The 13,520-nt window shown below is 62.7% G+C and carries 11 protein-coding genes; 3 read left to right on the forward strand and 8 right to left on the reverse strand.

Annotated features, from left to right (window positions below):
- Positions 1 to 57: 57 nt before the first annotated feature.
- Positions 58 to 1,044: an ABC transporter substrate-binding protein gene (locus LB524_RS11855; RefSeq protein ID WP_224526460.1), complete on the reverse strand. Its 987-nt coding sequence runs from the start codon at positions 1,042 to 1,044 to the stop codon at positions 58 to 60.
- 263 nt (positions 1,045 to 1,307) lie between these two features.
- On the opposite strand from LB524_RS11855, the gene LB524_RS11860 reads away from it, so the two are divergent.
- Complete coding sequence (locus LB524_RS11860; protein WP_224526464.1) at positions 1,308 to 2,279, forward strand: sugar-binding transcriptional regulator; 972 nt, start codon at positions 1,308 to 1,310, stop codon at positions 2,277 to 2,279.
- A gap of 11 nt (positions 2,280 to 2,290) precedes the next feature.
- On the opposite strand, the gene LB524_RS11865 is transcribed toward LB524_RS11860, so the two are convergent.
- The 5 genes from LB524_RS11865 to LB524_RS11885 form a co-directional block, all read right to left on the reverse strand.
- Complete coding sequence (locus LB524_RS11865; protein WP_015315457.1) at positions 2,291 to 2,659, reverse strand: hypothetical protein; 369 nt, start codon at positions 2,657 to 2,659, stop codon at positions 2,291 to 2,293.
- Between the two features lie 110 nt (positions 2,660 to 2,769).
- Positions 2,770 to 4,173, reverse strand: a complete 1,404-nt coding sequence (locus tag LB524_RS11870) for a pyruvate dehydrogenase complex dihydrolipoamide acetyltransferase (RefSeq protein WP_224526467.1) — start codon at positions 4,171 to 4,173, stop codon at positions 2,770 to 2,772.
- Positions 4,174 to 4,176: 3 nt separating this feature from the next.
- Positions 4,177 to 5,175: an alpha-ketoacid dehydrogenase subunit beta gene (locus LB524_RS11875; protein ID WP_224526470.1), complete on the reverse strand. Its 999-nt coding sequence runs from the start codon at positions 5,173 to 5,175 to the stop codon at positions 4,177 to 4,179.
- On the reverse strand, positions 5,175 to 6,203 hold the full coding sequence (locus LB524_RS11880; RefSeq protein ID WP_224526473.1) for a thiamine pyrophosphate-dependent dehydrogenase E1 component subunit alpha: 1,029 nt from the start codon (positions 6,201 to 6,203) through the stop codon (positions 5,175 to 5,177). The genes LB524_RS11875 and LB524_RS11880 overlap by 1 nt, the downstream gene beginning before the upstream one ends.
- 2 nt (positions 6,204 to 6,205) lie before the next feature.
- The gene (locus LB524_RS11885) at positions 6,206 to 7,534 is read right to left on the reverse strand and encodes an NAD(P)H-dependent oxidoreductase (RefSeq protein WP_140662917.1); all 1,329 of its coding nucleotides are present in this window, start codon (positions 7,532 to 7,534) and stop codon (positions 6,206 to 6,208) included.
- 283 nt (positions 7,535 to 7,817) lie between these two features.
- On the opposite strand from LB524_RS11885, the gene LB524_RS11890 reads away from it, so the two are divergent.
- Together LB524_RS11890 and LB524_RS11895 are read left to right on the forward strand one after the other, a co-directional pair.
- Positions 7,818 to 8,873 carry a phosphopantetheine-binding protein gene (locus LB524_RS11890; protein ID WP_140616771.1) on the forward strand — a complete coding sequence of 352 codons (1,056 nt, stop codon included), beginning with the start codon at positions 7,818 to 7,820 and terminating at the stop codon, positions 8,871 to 8,873.
- Entirely contained in the window at positions 8,870 to 10,342 is a 1,473-nt protein-coding gene (locus LB524_RS11895; RefSeq protein WP_140874902.1) for a class I adenylate-forming enzyme family protein, read from the forward strand. Before LB524_RS11890 ends, LB524_RS11895 begins: the two co-directional genes overlap by 4 nt.
- On the opposite strand, the gene LB524_RS11900 is transcribed toward LB524_RS11895, so the two are convergent.
- Together LB524_RS11900 and LB524_RS11905 are read right to left on the reverse strand one after the other, a co-directional pair.
- Entirely contained in the window at positions 10,339 to 12,312 is a 1,974-nt protein-coding gene (locus LB524_RS11900; RefSeq protein WP_224526475.1) for a tripartite tricarboxylate transporter permease, read from the reverse strand. The genes LB524_RS11895 and LB524_RS11900 overlap by 4 nt on opposite strands.
- Before the next feature lie 20 nt (positions 12,313 to 12,332).
- Positions 12,333 to 13,328: a Bug family tripartite tricarboxylate transporter substrate binding protein gene (locus LB524_RS11905; RefSeq protein WP_224526478.1), complete on the reverse strand. Its 996-nt coding sequence runs from the start codon at positions 13,326 to 13,328 to the stop codon at positions 12,333 to 12,335.
- Positions 13,329 to 13,520: the final 192 nt, after the last annotated feature.

Below are 13,520 nucleotides of genomic sequence, written 5' to 3' on the forward strand. Positions count from 1 at the left end.
GGGCTCACCGGAACTGACGAGATGCCGTCGAGACGGCATCTCGCGGGGATCGACGGCTCAGCCGCCGAACAGGTCCTGGAACTTCGCCTTGTCGGCGTCGGTCTCGGCGACGATCGCCTTGGTGTCGAACGGCATCACCTTGACCTTGACGCCTTCCGGCAGCCAGTCGGGACGACCGACCGAGGCGCGTGCCGGCAGGTAACCCATCGACAGCGCCAGCTTCTGGCCTTCATCGGACAGAATGAAGTCGACGAATTTTTTCGCGCGGTCGACGTTCTTGGCGGTCTTCATGATGGCCACCGGCTCGGTCACCGCGGGCACGCCTTCACTGGGGAACACGAATTCGACGGGCGAACCCTTCTTCTTGGCGTTCATCGCCATGAAATCGACCAGAATGCCATAGGGCTTCTCGCCCGACGCCACCGACTTCAGCACCGCGCCATTGCCGCGCACGCTGACGGTGTTGTTGGTCTTCAGCTTCTGGAAGAAATCCCAGCCATAATTGCTGTCGCCGGCGAAGCCCGAAAGCAGGTAGGCGGCGGCACCGGAATAGAGCGGGCTCGGCATGACCAGGCCATCGGCATAGGCCGGCTTGGCGAGGTCCGCCCAATGCTGCGGCTTTTCGGCGGCAGCGGTGTTGTAGACGATGCCGGTAGTGATCAGCTTGCTGCCGAAATAAGTCTTGTCGGCGTCATAGGCATCCGCCTCGATGCCGTCGAGCTTGGCCTCAGGATAGGCCAGCAGCCGGTCGTCCTTCTTCAGCAGTTCCATCGACACCGCGTCGGCGATCAGCAGCACGTCGGGCTGCGGGCTGCCTGCGGCGAACTCGGCCGCCATCTTGGTCAGGATGTCGCTGGTTCCGGAGCGATAGATGGTGACGTCGATGCCGGGCTGTGCCTTCTTGAAGGCATCCACGGTCTTGGCTGCGTCTGCCTCGGGCTGGGATGTGTAGAGCGTCAGTGTTTCGGCATTTGCCACGCCGGCAAACAAAGTTGCCGCGAGCGCCAGCTGACTGGCCAGCAGCTGGATGAATAGCGTCTTCATGAGACCTCCTGTCTTGTCTGTGCATGACCGGTCTGGCCCCTGGCCAGCACCCCGTCTCTTCCTCCCTGCACGGCGCATATGACTGGTGCATGACACAGCGCGTGAAACCAACAAAATATGTTCATATGTATGATGTCAATTACAAATGATCACAGCTGTGCGATAATCGGCCTGCCGCGAACCCGGCATCCGATTGACATAAGAGTGGCCTTTCCCGGATGAGGACAACGCCGTCGGCCATGACGCATGAGGGACGACAATCCATGCCCACGCAAAAGCCCGCACCGGCTCGCCTGCCGATGGTCTCGTCGGACCTCAGCGTCAAGACGGCATGGCTCTATTATGTCGAGGGCTTCACGCAGGAGCAGATTGCCGAAAAGCTCGATGTCTCCAGGATGAAGGTCATGCGTACGCTGGCCGCCTGTACCGCCGAGGGCATCGTCGTTACCATGATCAACGCGCCGACAGCCGAACAGGTGGCGCTTGAGCGGGAACTGGAAAAACGCTGGGGCCTCAACGCCGCCGTCGTCATCCCGACACCTTCGGTTCACGACCATCTGGAGAAGGCCATCGGCCACGCCGTGGCGGCCTATCTCGGCGAGCAGATGCAGGATGGAATGACGCTGGCGATCGGCGGTGGCGCCACACTGCATGCCAGCCTGGGTTTCCTCGCCCGCCGGCACTTGAAGCGCGCCTCGGTGGTGGCGCTTGTCGGCAGCCTGCCGCATTCGCAATGGATCAACCCGTCGATCGTGGCCGCCAAGGTCGCCGATGTTTTCGAGGTGGACAGCTATCAGATCACGGCGCCGGTGATGGTGGACGACCCCTCGCTGCGCGATCTCCTGTGGGCGCAGCCGACGCTGCAGGATGTGCGCCGGCGCGCCGCGGCGGCCGACATCGCATTGCTCACCGTCGGCGACATATCGCCCGATGCCACCATCTTCCGGCATGACATCGTGCCGTCATCGCTGATTACACCCTTGAAGGCAAAAGGCGCGGTCGCCAACATGCTATGCTATTTCGTCGATGCCGCCGGCAGGCTCGTCGATCACGAAGTCAACCGGCGCGTCATGGCGATCGACCTAGATGTTGTCGCCCATGTGCCGAATGTCGTGCTGGCCGCCGGCGGAAAGCGCAAGGTGGCGGCAATCCTCGCCGCGCTCAAGGCTGTCAACACCAATGTGCTGATCATCGACAGCGACACCGCTATAGCGCTGCTGGCCAAGGCCGGCTGAGATGCCTGGGTTTAAATCAACCCGCGCTCGCGCAAAAAATCTTCGACGCCGACATGGGTCATGGATTCGAATTCGGCGATCGCTTCGGCCACGCGTCTGCGCTGCCCCGCCAGCAGGGTGAACACCTGCTTCATCTCGCCCGAAACGCCAAAACGGCTCCAGCGCTCGGCGATATGCGCGGGCAGGCCGATATCACTGCAGAACGCATCGAGGCTGTCATAGCCGAGGCTGACGACAAGCTGCCTTGTCTCTTCCGCCGACATGCGTGGCTCGAAAGCATGATCGTGCAGGCGCTGCGCCACCAGCTTGATGTCGGAAGGCGACGCGCCCATGACCCTGCCGAACAAGGTTTTGACGTCAGACGGGTCGAATGCAGGCATGTTGGCCTCCCTTGGTCGCGATCACCAGAGAACATGGGTCAAGGTTCGGTGCCTGACAAGTCGTTTCATCATAAGCCGGCGCATCATTGGCGCCGGCTTACTGCAGGAGACTAGACCAGCATGCCCATCGGATTCTCGATCAGCTTCTTGAAGGCGACCAGCAGTTCGGCCCCCAGCGCGCCATCAACCGCACGATGGTCGGTTGACAGCGTCACCGACATCACGGTGGCGATCTTGATCTCGCCATTCTTGACCACCGCCCGCTCCTCGCCCGCGCCGACCGCCAGGATCGTCGCATGCGGCGGGTTGATGACGGCGGCAAAGTCCTTGATGCCGAACATGCCGAGATTGGAAACGGCCGTCGTGCCGCCTTGATATTCTTCCGGCTTCAGCTTGCGGCTGCGGGCGCGGCTGGCCAGGTCCTTCATCTCGTTGGAGATGACCGACAGCGTCTTTTCATCGGCATGCCGGATGATCGGCGTGATCAGGCCACCGGGGATCGAAACGGCGACGCCGACATCTGCATGCCTGTGCTTGACCATGGCGCTCTCGGTCCATGAGGCATTGGCATCCGGCACCGCCTTCAGCGCCATCGCCATCGCCTTGATGACCATGTCGTTGACCGACAGCTTGTAGACGGGCGCCTCACCCTTGTCGGTCTTTTTCACCGGTGCCGCGGCATTGAGCTGAGTGCGTAAAGCCAGCAGCGCGTCGAGTTCACAGTCGAGCGTCAGATAGAAATGCGGGATGGTGGTTTTTGCGTCGACCAGGCGCCGCGCGATGGTCTTGCGCATATTGTCGTGAGGGACCAGTTCGTAAGAACCTTCCTCGAACAGTTTCAGCACGTCCCCTTCTCCCTTGAGGGGAGGGTGGCCGGCCGAAGGCCCGGCGGGTGGGGTCGCTTCGACGGGGCTCGGCGCAAAAGCGGTGCCTCCTGAGGCGACCCCCTCCGTCCGCTTCGCGGACACCTCCCCCTCGAGGGGGGAGGAGAGTACCGCATCGATATCCGCCTTCACGACGCGGCCATGTGGGCCTGTGCCTGATATGCCGGAGAGATTCAGTCCTGCTTCACGAGCCAATCGACGCGCCAAGGGTGTAGCGCGGGTTTTCCCCTCCCCCTCGAGGGGAGGGTGGCCGGCCAAAGGCCGGTCGGGTGGGGTCGGTTCGACCGGACTCAGCGCGAGGGCGGTACCTTCTGAGGCAACCCCCTCTGTCGACTTCGTCGACATCTCCCCCTCAAGGGGTGAGATTGGCGCCTTGTCCCCATAAGCCTCGCCGTCAGCATAGATCCAGGCAACCGCCGATCCGACCGCGATATCGACCCCTTCCTTGCCGGTCACGTCGCGCAACACACCGCTGGCCGGAGCGTCGATCTCCATCGCAGCCTTGTCGGTCTCGATCTCGAACAGCACGTCGCCCTTCTTGACCGTAGCGCCTTCCTCGGCGAACCAGCGCGAAATCTGTCCGGTCGCCATATCCATGTCGACCTTGGGAAGAATCACTTCGGTCGGCATGGATCAGCGAACCCCTTTGACGAGGTCGCGCGCGGCGGTGACGATGTCGGGAACCTGCGGCACCGTGGCTTTTTCCAGCTCCGGATTGTAGGGGATCGGCGTTTCCGCACCGCCCAGTCGCACGATCGGCGCATCGAGATAGTCGAACGCCTCGCTTTCGGCGATCATGGCGCTGACCTCGGCGCCGATGCCCAGCGTCTTGACCGCTTCATAGACGCACATCAGCCGCGAGGTCTTCTTGACGCTGTCGATGACCGTCTGCTTGTCCATCGGCCGGATGGTCCGGAGATCCACGACTTCGACGTCGATGCCTTCGGCCTCAAGTGCGGCGGCGGCGTCGAGCGCCTTCTGCACCATGATCGAGGTGGCGACGATGGTGAGGTCACGGCCCTCACGGCGGATATCTGCCTTGCCGATCGGCACGGTGTAATAGCCTTCGGGCACCGGGCCCTTCATCTTGTAGAGCAGCTTGTGCTCGAAGATCATCACCGGATCGGGATCGGCGACTGCAGCCAGAAGCATGCCCTTGGCATCATGGGGCGTCGACGGCTGGATAACCTTCAGGCCCGGCACGTGGCCAAGCCAGGCTTCCAGGCTCTGGCTGTGCTGCGCGGCCGCCCCCGTTCCGGAGCCGGCGGGAAAGCGCATCACCACAGGCACCGAAACCTCGCCGCCCAGCATGAAACGCATCTTGGCAGCCTGGTTGACGATCTGCTCCATCGCCAGCGTGGCGAAATCGGAGAACTGGAATTCGAAGATCGGCCGCATGCCGGTCAGCGCGGCGCCGACAGCGACCCCCGCGCCCCCCAGTTCCGAGATCGGCGTGTCCAGCACCCGGTCCGCGCCGTAACGATCGACGAGGTCGCCGGTCACCTGGAAGGCGCCGCCATAGACGCCGATGTCCTCGCCCATCAGGAAAACGCGCTCGTCCATGTCCATGGCTATCGCCATGGCCTCCTGGATCGCCTGGGCGTAGCTCAGTTCACGCACCATCGCGTCCATCACGCCTGCTCCGTATACACGTAATTCCCGGTCTCGCTGACATTAGGCGACGGGCTCGCCTTGGCGAACTCGATGCCGTCGGCGATCTCCCGCGCCACCACCTCGCGGATGGCTTCGATGCCCTTGTCGTCGATGAATCCGAATTCCCGCAATTCGTTCTCGAACAGCGTGATCGGATCGCGGTTCGACATCCAGTCCTCTATTTCTTCCTTGGTCCGGTAGCGATTGCGGTCGCTCTTGGAATGGCCGCGATGGCGATAGGTCTTGGACTCGATCAGCGTTGGCCCCTCGCCCGCCCGCGCCCGCTCGACCGCCTTGTACGAAGCCTCGGCGACCTCGGAGAAGATGTTGCCGTTGACGATGACGCCCGGCATCGAATAGGCGGCGGCGCGGTCGGCGATGTTCTTGACCGCGGTGGACCGGGCAGTCGATGTCGACATGCCGTAGCCATTGTTCTCGCACACGAAAATCACCGGCAGCTTCCAGACCGCGGCCATGTTGAGCGCCTCGTGGAAGGCGCCTTCATTGTTGGCACCGTCGCCGAAGAAGGAGACGACAACCTTGCCGGTCTTCATCATCTTGGCGGACAGCGCGGCGCCGACGGCAATCGGAATGCCGCCGCCGACAATGCCATTGGCGCCGAGATTGCCCTTGGCGACATCGGCAATGTGCATCGAACCGCCGCGGCCCTTGCAGTAGCCGGTGGTCTTGCCGAAGAATTCCGCGAACATGCGCTTCACCTCGGCGCCCTTGGCGATGCAGTGGCCGTGGCCGCGATGGGTCGAGGTGATCTGGTCGTCCTCGCCAAGCGGCATGCAGATGCCCATGGCGCTCGCCTCCTGGCCGATCGACAGATGCATGGTGCCGTGGATGAGGCCGCGCGTGTAGCTTTCTTCCGCGCCCTCCTCGAAGCGGCGGATCAGGTACATCTTGTAGAGCACCTGCTTCAGCTGCTCGGCGCTGTACTGGCGATAGACGAAGGGCAGGTTGGCGCGGCTGTCCGCGACGGCTTTGCTGGCTCCGGCCATGGTTACGCCTCCACGGTTCCGTAGACGAGCTTGTCCTGACGGGCGCGCAGTTCGGCGATCTTGGAGCCCGCCGCCGGGGCGGCATTGGCGTAGGTGATGAGCTCACCTTTCTTGATCGGCGCCGTCACCGACCCGCCCTGCAGCAGGCCGCAGGGAATGGCTCTCGCGGCATGCGCTTCTGGTGCAGTCATGATCCAGGCGCGGTAGCAATATTCGCCGATCGCATCGAGCTTCTCGCCGGGCTGCATGTCCTTCTTGGCCACGGCGGCCACTTCAGCTACCGGCTTGGCCAGCGGCACCATGTCGGCCTTGCCGTAGAGCACGACGCGGGCGCAGGTCAGCGGCACTTCGAGCGAGGTCAGGTGATAGGGACGATGGAAGGTGAAGTACGGGCCCTTGCCCATCTTCAAATCTTCCATGCGCTCCGAAATGCGCGGATGCGACATGTCGGCGACGACGAAGACACCGGGTGCGACACCCTTGCCGATCGAATAGTCGACGACACCGACCCTCGACAGCACGCCGCCATCCTTCTGCGGTACCAGCACCTTGTTCAATTCGCCGAGCGTCGCGGCCGGGCCATGCATGCCGGCTTTGTCGGGCACCAGCCCGGTGGCGTTGGCGATCGCCGCCATCTCGACCATGGTCTTGGAGCCGTCGACGAACTCGACCAGCATGCGCACATTCATGTGCCGGCGCATGGCCTCCTCCTCATAGGCGGGCGGCGTGGCATCGATGTTGAGCGGATTGTTCTTGCCCTTGCCGGCGGCGACGATCGGGTGGCCCATCGCCGAGACGAACTCGATCAGTTCCATGCAGGAGGACGGCTCGTCGCCGGCGCCGAGCGAATAGGTGACGCCGAGCCGGTCGGCCTCGCTCTTGAGATAGGCGCCGATGGTGACGTCGGCCTCGACATTCATCATCACCAGATGCTTGCCGTGCTCCATGGCGCGCAAGCCGATTTCGGCGCCGACGGCGGGAACGCCGGTGGCATCGATGACGACGTCGATAAGATCGTTGTTGATGACCAGGCTGGCGTCGTTTGTCACCGCCACCTTGCCGGCTTCCATGGCGGCCGTCATCGCCGAGGCGTTCGATACCTCGCGCGCATGGCCGGTTTCCTGGAAGGCGATATCCACCGCCTTGCTGGCGGCGGGCAGGTTCAGCTCGGAGATCGCGCCGATCTCTATGCCCGACATATGGGCGACGCGGGTGACGATGTCGGTTCCCATTTCGCCCGAGCCGATCAGCCCGATGCGGATCGGCTTGCCCGATTTGCCGCGTTCCTCGAGATCGCGGGCAAGGCCCGTCAACGAAACATTGGACGCCATACCGCTCATTCCTCCCATAATGCAGGCTTGTTCAATTGCCTGACGGGTATTGAACATCTGTATTTCTGTCAAGACTAATGTCCAAATCTGCGTGCTTTTGCAACACTTACACAACTGGACAAAAGGCCGTTGCGGAGCCGGCAAATCGCGACTTTCCGCGTTGCCGTGGCGAGACAAGCACGCCAGCGGCGGCTCGACGCGCGGCGCACAGGACACTTGTTAGGTGCTCTCACCCTGCGTAAAAGCGTTAGCAGTGAACATCCGTCGGTTAGGGGCTTTTCCGATGAACGTCCAACAACGGGTTAGACCTGTGCCACCGCCGGGCGATGGACCGGCCCATGCGATTGCCGGCATCTTCGCCGCGGAATTGAAGGTGCCGGCCGTCGGCTTCGACGACAATTTCTTCGATCTCGGCGGCGATTCGCTGATGGCGGAGACTCTGGTGCTTGCCGTGCAGAAGCGGTTCGGCGTGAGATTGCAGACTTCCGTCCTGCTCGAAGCGCAGACACCGCGGGAATTCGGCCGCTTGATCGCATCGCTGGTGCCGGAGCATCCGGCCCGTGAGCTGATCGTGCCGGTGTCCGGCAGCGTCGGCCAGGAGCCGATCGCGATGATCCACGGCATCACCGGCTCGGCCTTGTTCGCCAATCGCTTCAGCAGGCGTCTGAAAGAGAAATACGCGATCATGGCGGTGCGCGGCATGGGCACGGAACTCGGCGAGACGCCCTATTCCACCATGGCCGAAATTGGCACCAACTATTTTGAAGCCTTCACCTCGGTAACAGGCAGGCACCCCGAAGTCATCGGCGGCATATGCGTGGGTGGCCTGCTCGCGATCGAGGTCGGCCGGCTGAGCCATGAGGCGACGGGCAAGCGGCCGGCAATCGTGCTCATCGATCCGCCGTCGCCAGGTTCGGCCTGGCTGAAGCCGATGCCCGACGATCGCCTCACGGAGAGGAGGCGGCGCGATATCGTGCGCAAGGTGGTCTACTGGCGCCTGTTGCGAGACACGCTGAAGGCGGTCGGTCTCGGACAGACACGCCTGGGGCGCCATCTGCGCAAGAAGGCATACAAGAGCGCGCTGCTGCAGGCCGCAGCCGGTTTTGTGCCCTCGTCCTACCCCTGCGACATCCTCATCCTCGCCAGTTCCGAATGGGGAGCCACTACCGTGAAGGACTACAAGGGCTGGGCGTCTAACGAGGCCAGCGTGAAAACGGTCGTCATGCCGGGTACGCACAACAAATTCCGCAAGGCCAACATGGACGCGATCGACGCGGAGATCTTGACGTTCCTCTCCGCCCGAAGCGAGGCCCCACGCGAAAACCCGCATCGTCAATGAGTTTTGGTCGGCAGATACTGGAGGCCTTCGCTGCCCATGGCGACAAGGTCGCGATGGTCAGCGGCCGGTCTGATATCACCTATTCCCAGGCCCTGACGCAGAGCGGACATCTTGCAGCCAATTTCGGCGCATCGGGCATCCGACCGGGCGACCGCGTCGGCCTCGCCATGCTCGACAACATCGACGTGATCCTTTCGATCCTCGCCTGCTGGAAAATCGGCGCGACCCCTGTTGTCGTCGACTTTCGAACGCCCAGGAGTCAGCGAGCCAGGCAGGCCCGCGACTTCGATCTGAGAATGGTTTTTGAAAGCCGCGCCATGCCGGGCGATGAGGTCTATCCGAACGCCCTTTTCGAGGCTGGCTGGAAATCGGCTTCGGCGCCGGGATCCGACATCCGCCCCCCGGCGAGCGATGCCGTCCCGGCCTTTTTGATCTTTTCGTCCGGCACGACGGGCGATCCAAAGGCCTACACCCAGTCGCATGAGGCACTCGCCAGGCGCATCGCGGCGCGCCGCGGCGTGGTGGAGGGAACCGCCAAACGATTCCTGACGCCGATGGCCCTGTCATACTCGGCAATGCGTCACCAGGTCTTCGGCTATCTGCTTTACGGGGGAATCGTTCGGTTCTTTCCTCCCTTGTTCACCCCCTCGGAGCTCATCGAGGCGCTGCTCTCGTTCCAGGCAAGCGGCACGGCGCTGGCGCCATCAGTCATTGCGCGGATGGTCAAGGAGGTGGGCGAACGCGGAACCCACCTGCTTCCCCAACTTTCCGTTCTCTACAGCGTAGGCGGACCGGCCAGAGGCGAAGACAAGATCGCTGCCTACCGCTATCTCTCATCTGGATACCGGATAAGCTACTCATCGAGCCTTACCGGCATCATATCCTCGCTATGGGGTGAGGATATTCTGGCAAAGCCCGAAAGCGCCGGCCGTCCGGTCGCCGGCGCACAGGTCGAAATCCTCGGTGCCGATGGCCGCGTGTTGCCGCAAGGTGAGCGCGGGCTGATCAAGGCATGGACGCCGACCATGGCATCCGCGGTCCTGATGCCCGGCAACCGCCTGTTCGTCGATCCGCAGATCATGAGCTCCGACTGGGGCATCCCCGGTGATATCGGATTTCTGGACGCCGACGGATTTATCACGATCGTCGATCGGGAGGCCGATATGATCGTTCGCGGCGGCGTCAGTGTCGCGCCGCAGGAGCTTGAAAAACTGATCCGCACCCATGCCAAGGTGCAGGACGTCGCCGTGGCCGGCTTTCCAGATGAGACCATGGGGCAGGAAATCGCCGCCTTCATCGTCTCAGACCGCGGAACCGTCGAGGAATTCCAGGCTTTCATGCGCACCAACATCGCGCCCGACCGGCGGCCGCGCGAGATCAGGCTGGTCGCCTCGTTGCCTTACAGCGGCAACGGCAAGCTGCTACGCCGCCAACTGGTCGAAACGCTGGCGCCGCATAAGGGTTCTTAGAAAATCCCGCCGATGCCTGTGAGCCACGGAGTCGGCCAGGGCTGGGATGCCAGCATGTCGAAGACCGAATAGACGAAGGCCGTCGCGGCGGCAGCGATCACCAGGGATGACCGCCTCGACTTCGTCCCAAGCACCATGATGCTGCCGGCAACGAAGATGAAGGTCGCTGCCAGGTGACCGACCAACAGGATGAGAAAGGCGAGGGCCAGACAAAGGCCGATGATTGCGAGATTGCCTTTCATGGTGGGTTCCGAAACCGGAGACCATTCGCCTGGTATCGCGGCAGGCGCGGATAGGACAGGCATGGCCCGCCTGCGCCATCGCAGCGACGCCTGCACTGTGGTCACCAGCGAAAACACCAACAGGAATCCAGCCGTGATGACCGGGAAAATGGCGGCCTCGAAGGGAAAGCCGGTCACGGCCGTCACCAACGCCGCGAACGCCAGCAATGTCATGGTGGCGCCTGCGACAATGTCGGGCAGCGCGGGGGGCAGCGGCCCGCCGGAATTTCTGGCCCTGATCCACGACAGCGTCTGCCTGACGAGACCGACCACGGCCAGTCCAAGCAGGATGAGCACCAGCGGCTGGGCAAGCCACGACCAGCCGGAAATCTGATAGGCGAGAAAGAAATAGTTCTCGAGGCTCGGGCCGAGCACGAATCCCAATGAAAAGGCCGAGCGCGGCCAGTTGAGTTCCTTCATCGCCATGCCAACGGCGCCGACGCCGATGACCAGCGCGAAATCGAAGGCGCTCATATTGGTCTGGTATGCACCAACCACGATGAAGGTGACCACCAGCGGCACCAGTATGGCGGCCGGAACCTGCGCGACGCGCGCCAGAGACCGGGTCAGCACAAGGCAGGTCACCGCGCCTACAATATTTGCCACGGCGATGCTGAACACCATCGACATGGTGAGCGCGGCATTCTTGCCCAGCATGTCGGGGCCGGGAACGAGCCCATGGACGACAAAGGCGCCGAGCAGGATGCTCATCGAGGCCGAACCCGGCACGCCGAAGGCGATGGTCGGGATGAGCGAGCCACCTTCCTTGGCATTGTTGGCGCTCTCGGGCGCGATGACGCCCCTGACATTGCCTTCGCCGAATTTCGGTCCCGAGCCAGGCCGCCGTGACGCATGGCCATAGGCGATCCAGTCCAGCACCGCGATGCCGACACCGGGAACTGCGCCCAGCAGCGAACCGATGCTGCTGCATCGCAGCACCAGCGGCCACTCCCGCAGCGTGTCCCTGATGCCTTGCCACATGCCCGCATAGGTCGGTCGCTCCGCATTGCCCTGGATGGAACCTCGCAACAGGAGCGAAGCCAGCTCCGGTAGGCCGAACAGGCCGAGAAACACCAGGGCCACCGGCAGACCGTCCCAGAGATAGATTTCACCAAAGGTCCACCGATCGATGCCGGCGATCTTATCGATGCCGACAAACGAGGCGAGCATGCCGAACATGGCCGCGGCCAGCCCCTTCAGCGGCTGGCTCCCAGCCAGCATCGCGACGATGGAGAGCCCGAAGGCGCAGATGGCGAAGAAGTCCGGCGTCTTTAGATAGAGGACAAGCGGTCGCATGATGGGAATAGCCGCGGCAAGCACCAGAGCGCCAAACACGCCGCCAATCATCGACGCCGAATAGGAGGCGCCGAAGGCGCGCGCGGCTTCGCCTTTCTTGGCCATGGCATGGCCGTCGAGCACCGTCGCCGCCGCTCCGACCGAGCCCGGAACCCCAAACAGGATGGCCGGGATCGTATCGGAGGTGGTATTGACCGATCCCATACCGAGCAGGAGCGCGAAGGCGGCATAGGCGTCCATGTTGTAGGTCATCGGGATGAGCAGGGCCATCGCGAACAGCCCGCCAATGCCCGGGACAACGCCGACGACGAGGCCGACGAAAACGCCGGTCACCAGCATCAGCATGCGAAACGGCTGGGCCATCTCGACGACGGCGGTGAGGATCAGATCCACCGTTGAGCCTCGCCGGGAATCTACTTCACCAGATTTCTGGCGGTCTCGAACACATCCGGATCCACCTTCAACTGCTCCGAGACAAGCCGGCTTATGTCTTCGCCGCTGGTGGCGTTGACGGTCATTTCGCTAAGCTTGCCGATGTCGGCCAGGAACGCCTTATCCCTGACCATCTCCATATATCCCTTGCGCAGCGTTTCGACCGTCTCCTTGGGCGTGCCCGGCGGGACAACCAACGGATGATGGAACTGCAAAGCCGTCTCGATCAGCGCGGCCGCTTCCCGGACCTTCGGGTCGTCGATCCTAGCAGTGAACTTCTCCTGGCCTGCAACGATGCCCTGGCCGAAGGTACCAATGAGGTTGAGCGCGTCGCGGTTTTCGGAGATGTTGTAACTGGAGACTCCGCACATTCCGGCGATCTCGCCTCGCTGCATCGCCAGTTCGATATCGGCTGTGCCTTCAAAGCCGGTGACGACCTTGAACTTTGCCTTCAAGCCGTTCTTGACCAGCGCCGCGAAAATATAGGTCACGCTGCTCTTGCCGGTCGCCCCAATCAGGAAATCGGACTGCAGGAACTTGTCCATCGTGTCGATGCCGGAACTCTTGGCCGTCAGGCAATAGGCCGGCTCGTTGACGAGCGAGCCAATCCATTGCAGGGCAAGCGGATCGAAATTGGCGTTCTGGGGATCGAGCACCGGCGCATATGACATGGCTTCGCTGACGGAAGCGATGACGCTGCCGTCGGCCGGCTCGCTGCCCAACACCATCTTGGTGAGCTTCAGGCTGCCGCCCCCGGGCACATTCTGGACGACTATATCCGGATTGCCGGGAAGGAACCGGCCGAAGTGGCGAGCGATCAGCCGCGATGTCTGGTCATAGCCCCCGCCGGGGCCATAGCCGACCTTGATCGTGATTGTCTTGAATTCGACCGCTTGCGCCCGGGCGCCCGTGGCAAAGATAATGCTGGCGGCAACGAAGGGAATGGCGCGCAATGCGCGGAAGATCGCAACCAACATATCAACCCCGTGCAGAACCCGGATGGCGTTTTAGCGCTACGATGTCGCGATTGATAGCGCCCGCGACCAGATCAGGTTGAAATACAGCATGCGTGTACGACAAGCCGGTGGTCGCAAAAATTCTGGCGGCTCCAGGCCGGGGTTGTGGGAAGATGAGCTTCGCCTTATGGGAGCATGCATCCGATTTGGAGC

It is taken from the genome of Mesorhizobium sp. ESP6-5, from assembly GCF_020164695.1.
Lineage (GTDB): Bacteria > Pseudomonadota > Alphaproteobacteria > Rhizobiales > Rhizobiaceae > Mesorhizobium > Mesorhizobium australicum.

What these genes read in the sequence shown, in the direction of transcription:
- LB524_RS11855 (WP_224526460.1), bottom strand. Translation starts at nt 1,044, where the DNA reads ATGAAGACGCTATTCATCCAGCTGCTGGCCAGTCAGCTGGCGCTCGCG.
- LB524_RS11860 (WP_224526464.1), top strand. Translation starts at nt 1,308, where the DNA reads ATGCCCACGCAAAAGCCCGCACCGGCTCGCCTGCCGATGGTCTCGTCG.
- LB524_RS11865 (WP_015315457.1), bottom strand. Translation starts at nt 2,659, where the DNA reads ATGCCTGCATTCGACCCGTCTGACGTCAAAACCTTGTTCGGCAGGGTC.
- LB524_RS11870 (WP_224526467.1), bottom strand. Translation starts at nt 4,173, where the DNA reads ATGCCGACCGAAGTGATTCTTCCCAAGGTCGACATGGATATGGCGACC.
- LB524_RS11875 (WP_224526470.1), bottom strand. Translation starts at nt 5,175, where the DNA reads ATGGACGCGATGGTGCGTGAACTGAGCTACGCCCAGGCGATCCAGGAG.
- LB524_RS11880 (WP_224526473.1), bottom strand. Translation starts at nt 6,203, where the DNA reads ATGGCCGGAGCCAGCAAAGCCGTCGCGGACAGCCGCGCCAACCTGCCC.
- LB524_RS11885 (WP_140662917.1), bottom strand. Translation starts at nt 7,534, where the DNA reads ATGGCGTCCAATGTTTCGTTGACGGGCCTTGCCCGCGATCTCGAGGAA.
- LB524_RS11890 (WP_140616771.1), top strand. Translation starts at nt 7,818, where the DNA reads ATGAACGTCCAACAACGGGTTAGACCTGTGCCACCGCCGGGCGATGGA.
- LB524_RS11895 (WP_140874902.1), top strand. Translation starts at nt 8,870, where the DNA reads ATGAGTTTTGGTCGGCAGATACTGGAGGCCTTCGCTGCCCATGGCGAC.
- LB524_RS11905 (WP_224526478.1), bottom strand. Translation starts at nt 13,328, where the DNA reads ATGTTGGTTGCGATCTTCCGCGCATTGCGCGCCATTCCCTTCGTTGCC.